Source organism: Deinococcus peraridilitoris DSM 19664, from assembly GCF_000317835.1.
GTDB lineage: Bacteria > Deinococcota > Deinococci > Deinococcales > Deinococcaceae > Deinococcus_A > Deinococcus_A peraridilitoris.
In genome coordinates this window covers 3,485,230-3,502,752 of the sequence record NC_019793.1, presented here as the reverse complement: position 1 = coordinate 3,502,752, position 17,523 = coordinate 3,485,230, and the positions used below count along the sequence as shown (strand labels likewise).

Genomic DNA, 17,523 nt, shown 5'->3' with positions numbered 1-17,523 from the left:
GGGGCCGGGCCCCATTTGCTGGTCGCCTCGGCTCAGCGCCATGCTATCGTTCCCGCGGAGGTTCTCATGAAGAAAACTTTTATGGCTCTCGCATTCGCCGGCATGGTGTCGATGGCGTCAGCTGAAGGCTACTTTGGCCTCTACACGCTGGGTGCCCAGTACACGGTGGACAACGGAAATTTCGCATCACGGTTCGGTGTGGGCGTGCCCCTGGCGCTTGGCGGTGCGCTGATCGTGACCGGTAACGCGGCGATCATCCTGCCGGGAGGCAACCTCAGCAACGACGGCGCCTGGAAGTCGCGCTACGGTTTCGGGACCGACCTGGGCTTCATCAGCGCGGGCGGCGCGGGCGCTTTGCTGGTTCGTCCCAACATCCTGGGTGTGGTCGAATACAACTTTCAGAATGGCGTGAGCCTCTTTGGTGAAGCCAACATCGGTCCGGCCTTCGTGACTGGCAGCGGTGGGGGCGGCCTGATCGGCTACGCTATTCCGGGCTTCAAACTCGGCGTCAATTTCAGGTAAATCCACCCCAGAAGAGCAGAGGACCGCCCAACCGGGCGGTCCTCTGCTCACTTCACGCATCAGATTTCCGTCTCCTTCAACTGCCGAACTGGACCCTTGAGCTAACATGGCTGCATGCGGATTCGCCTCGACCCCTGGCCCATCGACACCCTTGATCCTCAGATGAGCCTGAACGCTTTCAAGGGGGACGTGATCGATATCGAGTCGAACCGCTGGGAACGGCTGGCGCGCCGCACGATTCCGCAGAATCTGCACACGGTCTATGTGGTGGACGGCAAACCCCGCATGGAAGCCCGCCTGCTGGTCGAGAACGGTGCAGCGCCACTGTTTGGTGGCTATGGCGCCTACGTGGTGGGCGCTGTCGAGCTGGATCCACACGGACGGCGTGAAGCGCAATTGCAGCACGTCCGCGCCAGCCGGATACTGGCGCTGTGCGGGGACGTCAAGGCCGAGGGCGCGCGCCTGATTCCCCGCAACCCCCACACCGGAGAGCTGCTCTACCGGGTGGAGAACGCCGAAGGCAACACCCAGAGTGCGCCCGCCCAGAAAATCCAGTCCCTGATGCTGCGTGAGGAGCAGAAACTCTCGCACGCCTTCGCGTCACAGGTACCGTGGAGCGAGGACGACGACGAGGAAGATCTCGCTGCACTCACCTTGCAAGATGGCCCGGTGCGCCCCGGCTTCGGCGGTGGCGCGGTGGTCGGATGCGTGAAGACCATGCAGACCCTGTACGTCAGCGCCGACCGTGCCTATCTGCTCTCCGAACTGCGCCCCGGCGAGCGCAGCCCGATTCTCTACTTTCGCTATGACGGCTCCGGCGAAGCGCGCTTCACCTGGTATGTGCGCCTGTGTGACGCCGAGTTCTACCAGCATCCCTACGCGGGTGTAATGCGGCTGGAGATGCACGCGGGTGACAACACCGAGCTGCCCAACATCGTACGCGCCATTGCCGACCTGAGCGGCGACTTGCTGTGCAAGCTCGCCTCCAAGGCCCACAAGGACCCGCGTGCGCCGCAGAATCTGATTCCGACCCGGGCGCTGGAGCAGGCAATGGGACGTGCGATGGGTGACGCTTCGCTCGTGATGCGGCGTATTCGCGCGCACATCGCCCAGGAACTCGGTCAGCCGCTCGGAGGCGTGGCGTGAGCGGAACTCCGGTTGGCATGATTCTCGGCACCCAGGAAGCCACACCACTGCAGTTCTGGTTCTCGGTGGTGGCGGGCGCCAGCGTTCAGCTCGACGATCTCATCGTGGCACGCACCAGAAAGCCAGACGGCTCCAGCGTGGCCTTTTATGGGGTAGTGGACGCTGTGCGCAAAATCCACGAAGGCGTCAGCTTCGAGAGTGACGTCGAAGAAGTCGTGAACGGCTTTTTGCCCGCCAACACCAGCTACACCGCGCACGTGCTGGTGACCCGCGTCGATCCCGAGGACTTCGTACCACCGCAGCCCGGCGACCGGGTCTTTCACGCGCAGGACGAGGATCTGGCCCGCGCCCTGTACCAGGACGGCATGAAGTCGCAGCTTCCGGCGGGCCTGCTGCGCTCCGGCCAGCCCGTCGCGCTCAACTTCGATTTCCTCAACGGTTCGCAGGGCGCGCACGTGAACATCTCGGGCGTGTCGGGAGTGGCCACCAAGACCAGCTATGCACTGTTTCTGCTGTACTCGATTTTCAACTCCCAGGCGCTGGGAACCGAACGCGGCAACACCAAAGCCCTGATCTTCAACGTGAAGGGCGAGGATCTGTTCTTTCTGGACCTGCCCAACGCCAAGCTGAGCGAAAAAGAAGGCAAGGTGATGGCCGCCCGCGCTCAGAGCGGCGACCGCTACCGGGCGCTGGGGCTTCCACGCACTCCGTTCACCGACGTGCAGTTCCTCGCCCCGCCTCATCCAGGCGGCGGGGACGCCGTAGTACCGCACGTCGAACAGCGCGCGCAGGGTGTCACGCCATACCTGTGGACGCTGCGCGAATTCTGTCTCAAGCGCCTGCTGCCGTACTGCTTCTCGGACCGGGAAGCGAGCCTCAACCTCGGCTTCGTCATTTCCGGGCTGGAGGAAAAACTCTACCGGTTGGCCATGAGCGAGCCAAACAAGCCTTACCTCACGGTCGACGACTGGAACGAGCAGGATGAATTTCAGGCCATCGAACTCGGCCTGGGCTTCGACGAGATGGGCAAGACGCGCCTGACCAGCTTCGAACAGCTGGTGTCGTACATCGAATACAAGTTGCTCGAGCAGAGCGACGGCGCGGGCGATCCCAAGTGGGTCGCCAAGCAGAACCAGGGCACCCTGCAAGCCTTCGTACGCCGCCTGCGCGGCGTGCAAAAGCACCTCTCCCCGCTCGTGCGCGGCGACCTGAGCGCAGAGCAGGCCGCGCGCTTTCGGCCTGATGTGCTAAGGCCGGGCGTACAGCTCAGCGTGGTCGACATTCATCAGCTGCACCCGCACGCGCAGATGTTCGTGGTAGGCGTGGTGCTGCGCGAGCTGTTCGACAAGAAGGAGCGTTCGGGACGCAAGCCCTACGTATTTGTGGTGCTCGACGAACTGAACAAGTACGCGCCGCGTGACGGGGACAGCCCGATCAAGGAGGTGCTGCTCGACATCGCCGAACGCGGACGCTCGATGGGCATCATCTTGATCGGTGCACAGCAGACGGCTTCGGAGGTCGAGCGGCGCATTACCAGCAACGCCGCCATCCGCGTCGTGGGCCGCCTCGATCCTGCCGAAGCCGAGCGGCCCGAATACCGCTTCCTGCCCGCGACCTACCGTCTGCGCGCCGCAATTCTGCAGCCGGGCACCATGATTTTGCAGCAGCCCGAAGTGCCCACGCCGGTGATGGTCACCTTTCCTTTTCCCGCGTACGCCACCCGCAAGGACGAGGTCATGCAGGCCGAGGCGCCCGAAGAAGTCGAACAGCAGGCGAGTGACTGGCTTGGCCTGTAAGCTTCCCGCAGTGCGTGAGACCCGTCGCCCTGGTGCCAGATCTCACGCCTTCCCCGATTTCACGCGCGAGGATCCTCGTTGATGCCCGCTGAACCCGCGCGGATCCTGGAGCGGCTGGTCACCGAGCGCAAAGTGCGGGCAGTCGCCTGGGCGGGAAGCTTTGCCACCGAAAATGCCTGGAGTGGCAGCGTCCCGACCATCGTGACCTTCGAGCGGGGTCTGCTGTCCCACCACACGGAAACCCGCGCCGGCCTGACCCAGGAACGTTTTCCTTACGAGCAGCTCGAAGCGTGGCGCGACTGGGACACGGCCCGTGAGCAGGCGCCGCTGGGCTTGCTCGCCACCTCCCGCGTCGCCTACGACCCCACCGGCTACTTCGCCCGCATCCAGAAGACGCTCTGGGGACTCTCAGATGAAAAAAGGGCCGCGTACCGCTCCGACCTGCTCAACAGCGCCCGCTCGGCGCTGGAGCAGGCGCAGCGCGAATTCACCGGACCCGGCCAGGGCGTGGCAGGTCAGCTGCAGTGTCTGGTGATCGCGCGCGAGGTGGCCCTGACGTTTCTGTATCCGGCGCTGCTGACCTGGCTGCACGCGTGGCCCGAATTCGAAATCCGTCTTCCGCACGCCTGGCGCGCGGTGGCCGGGCTGAAGTTTCCCCGAGCCGTATACCACCTGGAGTCACTTTACGGCTTCGCAGGAGAGGACGAAGCGCGCAGGGTGCTGCTGGCATCGCGCGGCCTGGGTCTCGTGGAGCAGGAACGGCGCGCCCGGGCCGCGTTTCAGGCTGGGTATTTTGATGGCGCGGTGCGCCTGCTGCGCGATGAGGCCGCGCGCACACACCGCGCGGACCTGGTGGGCTGGAATCACCTCAGCACCAGCAGACGCGAGCGCCTGGCCTCCCTGCTCGGCCTGGAGCGCAGCCCGCTCGGTCCGACAGCCCTCCAGGCCACCGGAAAGCTGCTGGAGGCTTGCCGTGAAGGAGCATGAAGCCCGGTCCGGCCTGACACGGGGGCCTCAGATCAGACCGACTCGCTCGAACTCGCGCCGCGCTTCCTCCTCGAACCTGGTCCGCACCTGCGCGTACGAACCCGTCACCGTCGCGCCCGCAGCGGCCACGTGGCCACCGCCACCACAGGCCACGGCGATGTTCTGAGCACTCACCCGCCCTCGTGAGCGCAGCGACAGCTTGACGCGCTCACCGTAATCCTTGAACAGGCAGGCCAGCTCGGTTCCCTCGGCCGAGCGGATGGTACTGACATATGACTCCACGTCGTCCCAGCTCGACTGCGTGCGGTGCAGCATGGCCTCGTCGACGCGCGCCGTGACCACCCGGCCGTCCATCAGAAACTCCATGCTGCCCAGTACCAGTTCGAGCAGGGCGAAGTAGGCGCGGGGCTGCTGGGCGAGCATCTCGTTGATCCAGGCCAGCTGCGCGCCGTGCTCGACCAGATCGGCGCCCGCGCGCAGCACCTCGGGCGTGGTATTGGAAAACCGGAACGAACCGGTGTCGGTGTTGATGCCCAGCAGGACTGGCGTGGCGGTCTCTGGGGTCCAGGGCACGCCCAGCGCCTCGATCAGGTCCTTGACCATCAGGGCGGTGGCCGCCTTAGTCGGGTCGACCAGTCCGAGGTCGGCCCGGCGTTTGTTCGTGCCGTGGTGATCGACATTGATGACCTGACCCGTGAAGGAAGCCAGGTCAGCTCCCGCGACCCGCCCGGTGTCGTTGTTGTCGACATCCAGCACCACCAGCAGTGCCCCCTCGGGCCAGGCGCCCAGGGCCTCCTGCGCTTCGCCTTCGGCCAGGAAATATCCCAGATAGCGCGGAACGCGCATGTACATCCGCGCGTCGTGGCCCAGGCTGCGCAGGGCGCGCACGAGACCGAGACAGCTTCCCAGCGCGTCTCCATCCGGATCGACGTGCGAAAGCACCACAATCGGTCCGGGGTGACGGCGCAGCTTGTCTGCGATGGCGCGGGTCAGCTCCGCGTAGTGTGGTTCGGAGGCGTTCGAAGCGGTCATGCTGGAAGTATAAGATGCCCCTGAGGCGCGAGGTGCGGCGCAGCGGGCCTTCAGCCGGGCCGCCCATGAGGGACGGCCGGGCCAACGGAAAGCCCTGACCTGCCCGCCAACCGGGCTTGCTGTGCGTCTCCCGGTCCTGGTCACGTATACTCCGCTCGTGGCGCCTTTTTTGAACCTCGCCGCCCTGACCGGCGAGGAACTCGAGCTGCTGCTCGGCGTCGAGGCCGCGCAGCGGCTGCGTCCCGACCTGTCGCGCGCCCGCATGGAGCAGAAAGCCTTTCGCGGAGCGGAAATTCCCGACGAATTGCGCTTCGAGCCGCTTTCCGGTTCGTCCGAGGATGGGCGAGCCTGGGGAGCGACGAGCGACCACACCCGCAAAATCCGCAGCATGCGCGAAGCGTACGCTGCCCTGGGATTTGCCGAGCACGGCGCGTTCTACGCCCCAGGACTCCAGGGCGCGCGGCATCAGCTGGCCCTGACCGGCGAAGGTGACACTGCCGCGCGCATCGTCTGGAGCGAAACCCTCAGCGAGCACAGCGAAACCCCCAGCACGCAGCTCCTGACCCTGCTTCGGGACCGCGCCTCGGGATTTGCGGCCGTACTGACCAGCACGGTCCTCACGCTGCCCGCACCCTCGCTGAGTGAGGAAGTGGCGCTGCGTCACCTGCCCGGGCTTGACGTTCAGGCCGCGCATGCGGCTCACCGCAGCGAGGTGCAGCGTGACGGCCGTGGGGTGCGCCTCGCGACATATACAGACTGGGAGCGGGCATGGCGTTTCCTGCGTAGCCTCAACATGTCGGCCTGGGCCCGGCGGGGCGTCCTGCTCGACGTCAAAGGAGAGAAATGACCAAGGCAACGAATTCGAACGCGGCGCGGCACGTGGCGTTCGACTGGGGCGGCGTGTTCACCATCGGAACCTTCGACGGCCGTTCCACCGAGCGGCTGGCAAAACAGTACGCGCTCGACGTCGATGTGGTCCGAACGCATTATTTTGCACTGATCCATCACCTGGAGGTGGGTGAATGGACCCTTCCGGCGTTCTGGGAAGAGTTCGCGGAGCGCCTTCAGATCGGCGCTGTACCTTACGAGGACTTTCGTGACCTGTATCTCGGCTCGGTGGTGCGCAATGAAGCGATGTACCGCGCGCTGGCACAACTGCCCGGCAGTGTTCGCGTGGGCCTGCTGAGCAACAACTACCCGGTGGTCAGCGACGTGCTGCGCCAGGATCCGGAATTCGGGCGCTTCGATGCGCTGGTTTTCAGCAACGAGATCGGTCACAAGAAACCTTCCGCCAAGGCATTTCAGGCCCTGGTGGACGCGCTGAACGTGCTTCCCGAAACGTGTGCCTTCGTGGATGACGTGCCAGAGAATATCGCAGCTGCCCAGGCGCACGGCTTTCACGGACTGCTCTACGACCACACCCGCCACGCCGAGTTCCTGAGCGACCTGCAGGGCTGGCTGCGCGTGCCCTTGACCGACGTGGAGCGCGTTTGACGGAGTCCGAGGAACTACAGCCCATCCGCCTGCTGCAGGGATACCTGTGGCATCCGCGCGACGCGGGTATCGAGCTCTCCGGTTACCTGCCCCAGGAACTGTCGGGCGCCCGGCTGGTCTGGGACGAGGTCACGCCTCCCTTTGCCTTTTTCGAGAACGGTGAGCTTACCTCATCGCAGGTGTTTTACCAGTTCACGACTTTCCGAGTATACGAACGCCGGCCTGACAACGACACGCTGCACGCTCACGCGCAGGGGCTCTCCGAAGCGTTGGGGCCCCTGCTGGAGCGGACTCCGCCGGGTGTCGGCTGGCAGCTGTGGGAAGACCTGCGCGAACTGTGAGTGGGCCGACCAGATGACACGCTTGGATTACACTGGGGCGATGACGTTGCGCTGGTTGGACCTGTACTGCGGCGAGGACCCGCACCCGCGACGCTTTGACCGCATCGAAACGGCCCTCGAGTACCTGCGACGTATTGAACGCCTGCCGCAGGAAGCGTTGCAGGTCATGGCAGAGTACGGCGTCGTCGAGCCGCCTCTCGCGCGCCGGGCGTACCGGCTGAGCTTCCACACTGCCGAGCGCCGCGCCTAACACTGGTGTGCGGGCTGAGCGCGAAACCGTTGGACAAAGTGCTGAAAAGGAGCAGAGTTGCCGAGATTCATCCAGAAATTCCCTGTTCAATTCTCGCCGCGCCGTTCCCGTGAGCGTGACACATGAGCGTGGCCGTGCTGGTCTACGCCGGCGTGCTGGAACTCGAGCTTGGCGCGGCGCTCAGCGTGTTCAGCCTGGCCGGAGGCGACGGTGCGACGCGCACCGTCGCCCGCTCGCGCGCCTCGGTGGTGGGCTCGGGAGGCCTGGTCACGACACCGGAAGTGATGTTCGCCGCACTTGAGCCGCCTGAAGGGGTTTTCGTTCCGGGCGGCGTGGGCGCTGCCCGGATGAGCCGCGATCCGCTGGTCCAGTCTTTTCTGCGGGCACAGCACGCGCGGGGTGTTCCGATGGCCGCCTCGGGCAGCGGCGTACTGGCGCTCGGTGAGGCCGGACTGCTGGAAGGCCTGGTGGTCTCCACCTCAGCGGATCTGGAAGATACCGTCTGGGGGTATTCACCTTCGGACGTGCTTTCGGGGGGCCTGTCCGAGGACTCGGACCGCATCAGTTCCCACGGTGGTCTTGGCGCCCTGGACGCCGCCCTGTGCCTCGCGGCGCGCCTGTGGGGTACGGCCGCCGCGACCGGGGCAGCGCGGCGCCTGGGCTACGGCGCCGCGTGACGCCCTACACTGAGCGGCTGATGGTCACGCCAAACCCGGCACAGGCTTCCCTGCAGTCGTTACAGTCCGCCTGGCCCGACATCGATGTGATGCTGCAATTCGGCAGAGATGCCCGAGGAGGCGAGCGCCTGCTGATCACGTTGACCGGCCTTCAGTCCGAACGCGTGGAACTGGCCCGGGACGCCTGGCTGACGGCACTGGCAGCGTCGGGCGTGCGCGCTTTTGTCGTTTGATCTCACCTTACAGGCTGAGGTTGACCATCAGACGTTCCAGCGTCAGCTCGGGGTCCGCGCCACTTTTCATGCCTTGGTCCGCTTCGAGGATGCGGCACAGGTGGCTGCGGATTTTGGCTTCGCTGAGGCGGCGCGCGACGTCCAGGGCCTTTTTGGCCGGGTATGGCCTGACCCCGAGCCGGGTGGCAGCCGTCTGCTCATTCACGCTGCGTTCCTCCTGCAGCAGTGCCACGCAACGCGCCACCAGGCTGTACTGCCACACCACCGCTCCCATCAGCTTGAAGGCGTCCTCACCGCCACCGAGCAGCCGTGAAAGCTGCGCGAGGGCTTCCTGAGGCCGCCCGGTCGTGGCGGCGCCCAGCATGGCAAAGCTGTCCCCTGGCGTCTCTCGACCTACCACACGCATGACCCGTTGGCGGTCAAGCCGGCCGTCCACAAAAACCAGCTTGGTCAGCTCTCCCTCGATTGACGCCAGGTCGCTGCCAAAAACCTCGGCCAGGTACAGCGCCGAGTCGCGGTCGAGCTTGAGCTGGTGCTCACGGGCGCGCACCGCCACCCATCCGGCAACATCACCGGGCTTTTCGGGCGCAGGCGAAGCGAAATGTTCGCCGCGATTCTGATACAGCTTGAGCCGGGTCGCGGGCGCCGCAGCGTCCAGAACAGCGACGGTGGCGTCGGCGCCGCTGAGCAGATCGAGCAGTTCCTTGCCGACCTTGACTCCCTCGAGGTCCACCACCACGGACGCCTCACCGAACAGCGACGGCACCAGCAACGGTGCCAGCACCTCGGTGTTCACGTCCTCACCGCCCAGACGCGGCAGGTCACGCAGGGTGAGTCCGCGCTCGGCCAGAACCCGGCGGGCAGTCTGCTCGACCAGAAAACGGTTGCCGGTGAAGCCCAGAATCACACCCTCAGCATAGAACACCAATCGCAGCTGCACGCAGGGACGCTGCCCCGAAGGCCAAACGAAGCGCCCATGTCTCCTCTCGGCGCTATCCGTCCAGGCGCAACTGTTCGGCTGCGCGCTCCAGTTCGATCAGAAAGGCGATGGCGCTCGACGGGCGCCTTGCAGGATCACGCGCCAGCGCCATTTCGAGCAGCGGGTGCAGCGCCTGGGGGTGCGGCAGCGGCACGCGCTCGTCACGAATGCCAGCCAGCCAGCTGAAGGGGTCGCGGTACGGCGGAGTACCCGCGAGCGCCTCAAACAGAATGACGCCCGCACTGTACAGGTCACTGCGCGGATCGTTGCGGACGCCCTTGTACTGTTCGGGCGGCATGTAGTGCGGTGTGCCGAAGCGCTCTCCCAGGCGGGTGATGCGCGGTGCGGCGCGATCGTGCGACAGGCCGAAATCGGTGACGCGCACCCGCCCACCTTCGAGCAGGATGTTTTCCGGTTTGAGGTCCAGGTGGGTGATCCCCCGGGCATGCGCGTGACCGATGGCCGCCATCAGACCGCGCATCAGGTCGACTGCCTCACGGACTTCCAGCACGCCACGCTCAAACTTGCAGCGCAGATCGCCTCCTTCGATGAAGCGGTAGATCAGCTGCGTTCTGGTGTGCCCCAGCAAGGGCACAATGTTCGGATGGGTGCTCAGCCGTGCCGCGATGTCGCCTTCACGCTGAAAGCGCATGATCATTTCCGGATCGTCACTGGTGAGCGTCTTGACGAGCACCTGTTCGCCACGCCACACTGCCCGCTCCACCCGCGTCCCGAGCCGCTCTTGCAGCACCTCGACGGGGCGGATACGTTCGTGCAGCAAGCGCGAGAACACAGGGTGATTCTATCCTGCTGTCCGTCCCGAAACTGTTCAGGCTCGCAGCAGTAGGCACTTTTATGGGTCCTTCCATTCGCGTTGCGGCAGCCCGCCGGAACCCTGCCGGACGCTCCTTTGTTCTTTCCAGCCTGCGCTAGGTTTAAAGTATGACCTCTCGCCTTCCGGAGTCGCGCCAGAATCACGAGCCCAGCACGTCCAGCCCACTGACCGAGCGTCCGCGCCGTCTGCGGCGCACCCGTGCCCTGCGCGCGCTGGTACGGGAAACCAGCCTGCGCCCGGACCAGCTGATTTTGCCGCTCTTTGTGCATGAAAGTCCCGGGGAAGCTGAAATTTCCTCGATGCCGGGCGTCTGGCGCCAGGATGTGACGCGCGCGGTCGAGCGAGCTGCGCACGGGCAGGAGCTCGGCGTGTCCTCGGTGGTCCTGTTCGGAATTCCCAGCGAGAAGGACGAGCTGGGCAGCGGCGCCTACTCGGAAGAAGGTGTGGTGCAGCGTGCGGCGCGCGAACTGAAGCGCCAGCTCCCCGAACTCACCGTGATCTTCGATACCTGCCTGTGTGAATACACCAGCCACGGCCACTGCGGACCGCTGCACCTGCACGGTCCCGGCGGCGCCACAGTCGACAATGACGCGGCGCTGGCGCTGATCGCCCGCACGGCCGTCAGCCAGGCGCGCGCGGGTGCCGACGTGATCGCGCCGAGCGCCGCGATGGACGGCATGGTGGGCGCCATCCGCTCGGCCCTCGACGCCAACGGTTTTCACGACACCGCGATCATGTCGTATGCCGTGAAATACGCCTCGGCCTTTTACGGTCCCTTTCGTGACGCCGCCGACAGCGCGCCGGCAATGGGTGACCGCGCCAGCTATCAGATGGATCCGCTGGGCGGTTACCGCGAAGCCCTGCGCGAAGCGCGGCTTGACGTGGCGCAGGGAGCCGACTTTTTGATGGTCAAGCCGGCGCTGGCTTATCTGGACGTGCTGCGCAGCGTTCGCGAGCATTTCGACCTGCCGTTGGTGGCCTACAACGTGTCAGGCGAGTACGCCATGGTAAAAATGGCCGCACGCGCGGGCATCCTCGATGAACGCCGGGTGGTCCTTGAAAGCCTGGGCGGCATGCGCCGCGCAGGGGCGGACGCCATCATCACCTATCACGCGCTGGATGCGGCGCGCTGGCTGCGTGAAGCCTGAAGCAGGGAAACTCGTAATTGCCTTACGAGTTTCCCTGCTTTAAACTGAAGCATCAGAAACCACCTCACCGACGCAGGGCGCGTCAGGGTCGTTTCGCAAAAGGGGCAGAAATGTGGATTTCGACAAAAGCGCAATACGGCTTGCGGGCGCTGATTGAAATTGGCAAGCGTCCCGGAGAAGCGGTTCCACTCAAGGACGTGGCAGAGAAGCAGGACATCAGCCAGCATTACCTGGAGCAGCTCGCCGCCCAGTTGCGCCGCAGCGGATTCATCCGCTCGGTGCGTGGCGCACACGGCGGGTACCGGCTGGCACGCTCACCCGAGCTGATTCAGGCCTGGGACGTGGTGGTGGCGATGGAAGGCAGTCTCTCACCGGTGTCCTGCCTGGAAGACGAAGGCAACTGCGAGCGCGCGGGCGCCTGCGCTACGGAAGGATTGTGGCGCCGGGTAGAAGAGGCGGTGCGCGACGTCCTGGGAGGCACCACACTCGCCGACCTCATTCACGAAAATTTGCTGATCGAGCAGAGCCGTCTGGTTCAGCTCGAGACAAACTACCTCGGGCGCTGAGGGTCACCGGAAACCGCCGCACGACATCAGGTCGGCGCGGCGGTTTCTTGGTTTCGGGTCCTGCCACCTGATACGCACTACCCTGGCAGCGCCTATCGAATGCCTCACCATTCGCCTCATGAGTGGTGCTGACTTTTTCACGCCTGTACTGCAGACCTCAATGCTATAAGTTCTATGAGGGTCTTTTAAGGGCCTGCTCATTCGTGACAGCAAGGCCCTCGCCCGTACTCCACCGTCTCTTCCTCCGAGGTTTATATGCGTAAATCAATGCTGGTTCTGGTGCTGCTGGCATCGCAGGCTGCCGCCGTCTCCACCGTCAAAATCGCCGTGATCGCGCCGCTCAGCGGCTCACTTCAGACGGGCGGCGAAGCCATCCGCCAGGGTGCGGAGCTGGCCATGCGCGATTACGCTCCCGAGCTGCGCCGTCTTGGCGTCGATGTGAAGCTCGAAGCCCTCGACGACCAGGGCAACGCCACAGTGGGTATCAACCAGGCCAAAAAAGTGGTGGCCGATCCGACGTTCGTCGGTGTGGTCGGCTCGCTCGCCTCGGGCGTGAGCATCGCGCTGAGCGACGTGCTGCGCACAGGTGACCTCGCGCAGATTTCGGCGAACTCGACCGCCAACGAGTTCACGGATCGCGGCCTGCCCAACGTCAACCGTGTGGTGGCCCGCAACGACGACCAGGGCGTCGTTATGGCGCAGTACGCCAACGAGGTTCTCAAGGCCAAGCGTGTGTACGTACTGAGCGACTCCACAACTTACGGCGACGGCCTGGCCGAATCGTTCGTCAAGGCGGCCGGAGCGGCCGGCATGGAGATTCTGGGGCGCGTCAGCACCACCAAGCGCAGCGGCTTTGACGACCTGATCAAGCTGGTGGCCGGTCGCAAGCCCGACATGATCTATTACGGCGGGCAGTACGACGGCGCGCTGGGCTTTCTGAACGAGTACCGCGCCGTGGACGCCACCACCCTGTTCGCCGGGGGTGACGCGCTGGACAGCCCGAACTTTTACCGCAGCGGGCAGGCCAGCGCGCGCGGCACCGTATTCACCACGGTGTACGGCCCGGTCAACCGCTTCAGCAACAGCTTCCTGTTCGTGCAGAAGTTCAAGGCCACCTACAAGAGTGAGCCGAACATTCGTGCGCTGTTCGCGTACGACGCGACACGCGCCATGCTGAGCGCCATCCGCGACGCCGCCAAAACCCCGAACACCGCGCCGACCCGCGCACAGGTGATGGCCGCCCTGCGCAAGGTCAACCTCGACCGCGCCGTCACGGGCGCCATCGCCTTCGACCAGAAGGGCGACCGCCAGCGGGCGCCGCTGTTCGTGATGAAGGTCAACGATGTGTTCGTTCCCGACGTGCAGCGCATCACCATCGTGCGTCCCTGAGCGCAAAGCATCCCAGCTGGTGCGGGCTTCCTGAAGGAAGCCCGCATTCCTTGTTTGCCCGAACAGGTCAATCGGCACACGGGCGAGCGCCGGCGTACTAGACTGCACGACGATTCGCTATGCCCTACCGTCGCCTGCTCAAACCCCTGCTCTTTCGCCTGGACGCCGAAAACGCCCATCACCTCACCTTACGCGGACTGTCGTCGGCGCAACGGCTTTCCGCAGGGCGCGCCCTGCTCGCGGCATTGTACGCCGTGCCTGCTTCCAAGCGGCTGGAGAGCCATCTGTGGGACCTGCGCTTTCCGTCTCCCGTAGGACTGGCAGCCGGACTCGACAAGAACGCGCAGGCCGTGGACGCGCTTTCACGCATTGGCCTGGGCTTTCTGGAGGTCGGCACCGTCACCCCCAGGCCCCAGGCCGGCAACGAACGTCCTCGGCTTTTTCGGCTTCCCGAAGACAAAGCCCTAATCAACCGCATGGGCTTCAACAACGAGGGCGCGCAGGCCATGGCGCGTCGCCTGGCCGCCTTTGTGTGTCATCCCGTGCCGGTCGGGGTGAACATCGGCAAGAACAAGGACACGCCCAACGAGCAGGCGGCTGAGGACTACCGCGAGTGCCTGCGCGAGCTGTATGCCTACGGCGACTTCTTCGTGGTGAACGTCAGCTCCCCGAACACGCCAGGGCTGCGCAGCCTGCAGGGGGGCGGGGAGCTGCTCGGGCTGCTTCGTGCCGTACTGCAGGAAGCAGACGTGCAGCGCGTGCGGCAGCTGCAACACAAGCCAGTTCTGGTGAAAATCGCGCCGGACCTGGACGACGACGCCCTGCAGACCACCGTGAACGCAGTCCGGGCTGCGGGCGTTCAGGGCATCATCGTCTCCAACACCACCCTGAGCCGCGAAGGCCTCAGCAGCCCCCACCGCCAGCAGGCGGGCGGTCTGAGCGGTCAGCCCCTCCGCGAGCGCTCCACCGCGCTGGTGCGTCGGGTCTACGCGCTGACCCAGGGCGCACTTCCCATTGTGGCGTCGGGCGGGGTATTCAGCGCGCAGGACGCTTACGAGAAGATCCGGGCGGGCGCCAGCCTGGTCGAGATCTACACCGCCCTGATCTATGAGGGGCCCGAGGTGCTGCGCAGCATCAACGAGGGGCTCGAAGCGCTGCTGCAGCGCAACGGCTTTGACAACGTCGCGCAGGCGGTGGGCGCAGACCATCGGTAAGGCCGCCAAAGTGCCTCTGCCCTCATCTGACTGCGCCGACGAGATCATTCTCGTCGGCGCATATCGCTTAAGTTCAACGCAAGTGACCGAGGTGCCGCCAGATCGCTAGGAGTTCGTGTCGGGCCTGCTTGCCCGCTCAAACGCGACCCGACCGCCCACCACCGTCAGCACCGGCCAGCCGCGCAGCTTCTCCCCAGCCCAGGGACTGAACCTGGCCTTGCTTTTGAACTCACTCACCTTCACCTCACGCTCGGTTTCGAAGTCCAGAACGGTCAGGTCGGCGGGCGCGCCTTCCTCCAGCGAGGGCAGCGTCCAGCCCATCACCCGCGCGGGGGCGGAAGTGAACAGCTCTACGATCTTGGCAGGGCCCAGCACGTCCGCGAAGCGGGTGTACATCAGGGGAAAGGCCACTTCGATGCTGGGAATGCCAAAGGGCGCCTGCAGCAGGTCACGCTCTTTCTCGGCGCTGGTGTGCGGGGCGTGGTCGGTGGCCAGGCAATCGACAGTGCCGTCGCGCAGGCCTTCGAGCAGGGCCTCGGCGTCGGCTTGGGTACGCAGGGGCGGAGCGACCTTGTACATGGCGTCAAACGATCGCAGCGCCTCGTCAGTGAGGGTCAGGTGGTGCGGGCAGACTTCGCAAGTGACCACAATGCCGTCAGCCTTGGCACGGCGCACGATCTCCAGGGCACGCGCGCTGGAAAGGTGCTGAATGTGCAGGCGGGCGCCGGTCAGTCGGGCGAGTTCCACGTCACGCGCGACCCGGGCCGCTTCGGCCGCAACCGGGTTCCCGGGCAGGCCAAGTGACTCGCTGACCGCTCCTTCGTTCATCACGCCGTCGGCCCGCAGGGTGGCGTCCTCGGCATGGACGCTGACGACCAGACCCAGGCTGTGAGCGTATTCGAGGCCCAGACGCAGCATGCGGGCGTCCTCGTTGGTCCGGCCGTCGTCGGTGAATGTCACCGCGCCCGCTTCTTTCAGCAGGGCCAGTTCGGCGAGCTGTTCACCCTTCTGGCCTTTGGTCAGGGCGGCAGCGGGCCGCAGCCGGGCGTAACCGAGCCCCTCGGCCTTGGCGATCAGGCTGCGCACGAGCGCGGGGTCATCGACGACGGGCGCGGTGTTCGGCATGCTGACGACCGTGCCGTAGCCTCCGGCAGCGGCCGCCGCGAGTCCGCTTTCCAGGTCTTCTTTTTCCTCCTGACCCGGCTCGCGCAGGTGGGCGTGCAGCTCGATCAGGGCCGGCACGACCGTGCCGCCCCGACCGTCCAGGGTCTGGTCTGCCTGGCGGTCCAGGTTCCAGCCGAGAATCACGCCGTCTTCGAAGAACAGGGTTTCGAGGGCCCCGGCACCGAGCTCGGCGCCGAGCCGTTTCACGTTTTGCAGTCTGGTAATCATTCGCCCCTCCCGACGAGCAGGTGGTACAGCACACTCATGCGCACCGCCAGGCCGTTTTCGACCTGTTGCACGATTCTGGAGCGCGGTCCCGACGCGGTCTCACCGCTGATTTCGAGGTCACGGTTCATGGGGCCGGGGTGCATCACCACGGCGTGTTCACCGGTCCGCAAAAGCAGGGCGTCGTTGACCTGATAGTGCCGCGCATACTCCTGCAGGCTGCCCAGGTAGCCTGCGTTCATGCGTTCATGCTGCAGCCGCAGGGCCATCACGGCGTCGGCGCCCTTCACGGCCTCGTGAGGATCGGTGGTGAGCGTCACGCCGCGCCGCGCGAGTTCACCGGGAAGCAGTGTGGCAGGCCCGCAGAGAGTGACGCGCGCGCCCAGCATGGGCAGGAGTTCGGCGTTGCTGCGTGCGACGCGCGAATGACGCACGTCGCCGATGATCGCCACTTTCCGCCCCGCCAGGTCTCCGAATTCGCGCCGCAGGGTGTAGGCGTCCAGCAGCGCCTGGGTCGGATGAGCGCGTCGCCCGTCTCCGGCATTGATGGTGGGCTTCCCGCTGTAGCGCTCCACGAGGTGGGCCGCTCCGGAAGCTTCGTGCCGGACGATGAAGGCGTCGACCTGCATGGCACCAAGCGTCTCGACCGTGTCACGCAAGCTCTCGCCCTTGCTGAGGGAGCTCGCTCCCGCTGCAAAGGTCACCACGTCCGCGCTCATGCGGCGCGCGGCCAGTTCGAAACTCATGCGGGTGCGGGTGCTGTTCTCGAAAAAGGCGGTGCAGATGGTCAGGCCCTGCAGGGCGGGAACTTTCTTGACCGGGCGCGCCAGCACTTCTTTCATCACGTCGGCGGTGTCGAAGATGGCGTTCACGCGCGCCTCGCTCCAGCCACCGAAGTCGAGCAAACTCCTCATCGCGCGTCCTCCCACAGCTCGACGGCGTCGACCTCGTCGGTTTCCTGGAGCTTGACCTTGACCACCTCGTCGCGGGCGGTGGGCAGGTTCTTGCCCACGTAGTCGGCACGGATGGGAAGCTCGCGGTGACCGCGGTCGACCAGCACGGCCAGCTGGATGCCCTCGGGACGGCCCAGATCGATCAGTGCGTCGAGGGCAGCCCGCACGGTGCGGCCGGTGTAGAGCACGTCGTCAACCAGAATGACGCGCCGCCTCGCGAGGTCGAAAGGCACCTCGGTGCGCCGGACGATGGGCTGGTGCGCGATTTCGCTCAGGTCGTCACGGTAGAGGGTGATGTCCAGCTTGCCCAGGGGCACGTCCGTGCTTTCGAGCTCGCGCAGTTTCGCGGCCAAGCGTGCCGCCAGGGGGATGCCACGGGTATGCACGCCGATCAGCGCAAGGTGCTCGGCGCCCTTGTTGCGCTCGAGGATCTCGTGAGCGATGCGGGTCAGGGCGCGCTTCATCTCGTCGGCGCTCAGAATGTTGGCCTTAAATTCCACGAGGACCCTCCTGCGCGGCTCGCCGTGGCAAAAAAAAGCCGCCCAGCGTGTTCAGGCGGTGGGTCGTATGCA

At 65.5% G+C, this 17,523-nt stretch carries 20 protein-coding genes; 14 read left to right on the top strand and 6 right to left on the bottom strand.

Going from position 1 to position 17,523, the window contains the following annotated elements:
- The first annotated feature begins 66 nt into the window (after window positions 1-66).
- From DEIPE_RS16995 to DEIPE_RS16980, 4 genes are all read left to right on the top strand, one after another.
- Window positions 67-522 (top strand): hypothetical protein, encoded by a 456-nt coding sequence (locus DEIPE_RS16995; RefSeq protein WP_015237212.1) that lies wholly within the window; start codon window positions 67-69, stop codon window positions 520-522.
- 114 nt (window positions 523-636) lie between these two features.
- Window positions 637-1,668 (top strand): DNA double-strand break repair nuclease NurA, encoded by a 1,032-nt coding sequence (locus DEIPE_RS16990; RefSeq protein ID WP_015237211.1) that lies wholly within the window; start codon window positions 637-639, stop codon window positions 1,666-1,668.
- A 17-nt stretch (window positions 1,669-1,685) separates the two neighbouring features.
- Complete coding sequence (locus DEIPE_RS16985; protein WP_052326814.1) at window positions 1,686-3,464, top strand: ATP-binding protein; 1,779 nt, start codon at window positions 1,686-1,688, stop codon at window positions 3,462-3,464.
- An 81-nt stretch (window positions 3,465-3,545) separates the two neighbouring features.
- Complete coding sequence (locus DEIPE_RS16980; protein WP_015237209.1) at window positions 3,546-4,451, top strand: hypothetical protein; 906 nt, start codon at window positions 3,546-3,548, stop codon at window positions 4,449-4,451.
- Window positions 4,452-4,478: 27 nt separating this feature from the next.
- Here the strand turns inward: DEIPE_RS16980 and DEIPE_RS16975 are convergent, their stop codons facing one another.
- The gene (locus DEIPE_RS16975) at window positions 4,479-5,483 is read right to left on the bottom strand and encodes a DHH family phosphoesterase (RefSeq protein ID WP_015237208.1); all 1,005 of its coding nucleotides are present in this window, start codon (window positions 5,481-5,483) and stop codon (window positions 4,479-4,481) included.
- Between the two features lie 157 nt (window positions 5,484-5,640).
- Between DEIPE_RS16975 and DEIPE_RS16970 the strand changes: the two genes are divergently transcribed.
- The 6 genes from DEIPE_RS16970 to DEIPE_RS16945 all read left to right on the top strand — a co-directional run bounded on the left by DEIPE_RS16970 (window position 5,641) and on the right by DEIPE_RS16945 (window position 8,478).
- Window positions 5,641-6,330 carry a hypothetical protein gene (locus DEIPE_RS16970; protein ID WP_041231687.1) on the top strand — a complete coding sequence of 230 codons (690 nt, stop codon included), beginning with the start codon at window positions 5,641-5,643 and terminating at the stop codon, window positions 6,328-6,330.
- Complete coding sequence (locus DEIPE_RS16965) at window positions 6,327-6,977, top strand: HAD family hydrolase (RefSeq protein ID WP_015237206.1); 651 nt, start codon at window positions 6,327-6,329, stop codon at window positions 6,975-6,977. The genes DEIPE_RS16970 and DEIPE_RS16965 overlap by 4 nt, the downstream gene beginning before the upstream one ends.
- The gene (locus DEIPE_RS16960; RefSeq protein ID WP_015237205.1) at window positions 6,974-7,318 is read left to right on the top strand and encodes a DUF3208 domain-containing protein; all 345 of its coding nucleotides are present in this window, start codon (window positions 6,974-6,976) and stop codon (window positions 7,316-7,318) included. Before DEIPE_RS16965 ends, DEIPE_RS16960 begins: the two co-directional genes overlap by 4 nt.
- A gap of 40 nt (window positions 7,319-7,358) precedes the next feature.
- Complete coding sequence (locus DEIPE_RS16955) at window positions 7,359-7,568, top strand: hypothetical protein (protein ID WP_041230960.1); 210 nt, start codon at window positions 7,359-7,361, stop codon at window positions 7,566-7,568.
- A gap of 122 nt (window positions 7,569-7,690) precedes the next feature.
- Complete coding sequence (locus tag DEIPE_RS16950) at window positions 7,691-8,245, top strand: DJ-1/PfpI family protein (protein WP_015237203.1); 555 nt, start codon at window positions 7,691-7,693, stop codon at window positions 8,243-8,245.
- The gene (locus DEIPE_RS16945) at window positions 8,242-8,478 is read left to right on the top strand and encodes a hypothetical protein (RefSeq protein WP_015237202.1); all 237 of its coding nucleotides are present in this window, start codon (window positions 8,242-8,244) and stop codon (window positions 8,476-8,478) included. The genes DEIPE_RS16950 and DEIPE_RS16945 overlap by 4 nt, the downstream gene beginning before the upstream one ends.
- A 7-nt stretch (window positions 8,479-8,485) precedes the next feature.
- On the opposite strand, the gene holA is transcribed toward DEIPE_RS16945, so the two are convergent.
- Window positions 8,486-9,418, bottom strand: coding sequence for a DNA polymerase III subunit delta (holA, locus tag DEIPE_RS16940; RefSeq protein WP_015237201.1), 933 nt, complete (start codon window positions 9,416-9,418; stop codon window positions 8,486-8,488).
- Window positions 9,419-9,470: 52 nt separating this feature from the next.
- Complete coding sequence (locus DEIPE_RS16935; RefSeq protein WP_015237200.1) at window positions 9,471-10,250, bottom strand: serine/threonine-protein kinase; 780 nt, start codon at window positions 10,248-10,250, stop codon at window positions 9,471-9,473.
- 149 nt (window positions 10,251-10,399) lie between these two features.
- On the opposite strand from DEIPE_RS16935, the gene hemB reads away from it, so the two are divergent.
- From hemB to DEIPE_RS16915, 4 genes are all read left to right on the top strand, one after another.
- Window positions 10,400-11,440, top strand: a complete 1,041-nt coding sequence (hemB, locus tag DEIPE_RS16930) for a porphobilinogen synthase (protein WP_015237199.1) — start codon at window positions 10,400-10,402, stop codon at window positions 11,438-11,440.
- Window positions 11,441-11,550: 110 nt separating this feature from the next.
- Complete coding sequence (locus tag DEIPE_RS16925; RefSeq protein WP_015237198.1) at window positions 11,551-12,006, top strand: RrF2 family transcriptional regulator; 456 nt, start codon at window positions 11,551-11,553, stop codon at window positions 12,004-12,006.
- Between the two features lie 255 nt (window positions 12,007-12,261).
- Window positions 12,262-13,395 carry a branched-chain amino acid ABC transporter substrate-binding protein gene (locus DEIPE_RS16920; protein ID WP_015237197.1) on the top strand — a complete coding sequence of 378 codons (1,134 nt, stop codon included), beginning with the start codon at window positions 12,262-12,264 and terminating at the stop codon, window positions 13,393-13,395.
- Between the two features lie 119 nt (window positions 13,396-13,514).
- A complete protein-coding gene (locus DEIPE_RS16915) occupies window positions 13,515-14,609 on the top strand; it encodes a quinone-dependent dihydroorotate dehydrogenase (RefSeq protein ID WP_015237196.1) in 1,095 nt (364 codons plus the stop codon).
- Between the two features lie 105 nt (window positions 14,610-14,714).
- Here DEIPE_RS16915 and DEIPE_RS16910 read toward each other — a convergent pair whose 3' ends face one another.
- Genes DEIPE_RS16910 through pyrR form a run of 3 tightly spaced genes read right to left on the bottom strand, consistent with a single transcriptional unit; the run spans window position 14,715 to window position 17,415 of the window.
- Window positions 14,715-16,001, bottom strand: a complete 1,287-nt coding sequence (locus DEIPE_RS16910) for a dihydroorotase (RefSeq protein ID WP_015237195.1) — start codon at window positions 15,999-16,001, stop codon at window positions 14,715-14,717.
- Window positions 15,998-16,912, bottom strand: a complete 915-nt coding sequence (locus DEIPE_RS16905; protein ID WP_015237194.1) for an aspartate carbamoyltransferase catalytic subunit — start codon at window positions 16,910-16,912, stop codon at window positions 15,998-16,000. The genes DEIPE_RS16910 and DEIPE_RS16905 overlap by 4 nt, the downstream gene beginning before the upstream one ends.
- The gene (gene pyrR, locus DEIPE_RS16900) at window positions 16,909-17,415 is read right to left on the bottom strand and encodes a bifunctional pyr operon transcriptional regulator/uracil phosphoribosyltransferase PyrR (RefSeq protein ID WP_052326813.1); all 507 of its coding nucleotides are present in this window, start codon (window positions 17,413-17,415) and stop codon (window positions 16,909-16,911) included. Before pyrR ends, DEIPE_RS16905 begins: the two co-directional genes overlap by 4 nt.
- Between the last annotated feature and the right edge of the window lie 108 nt (window positions 17,416-17,523).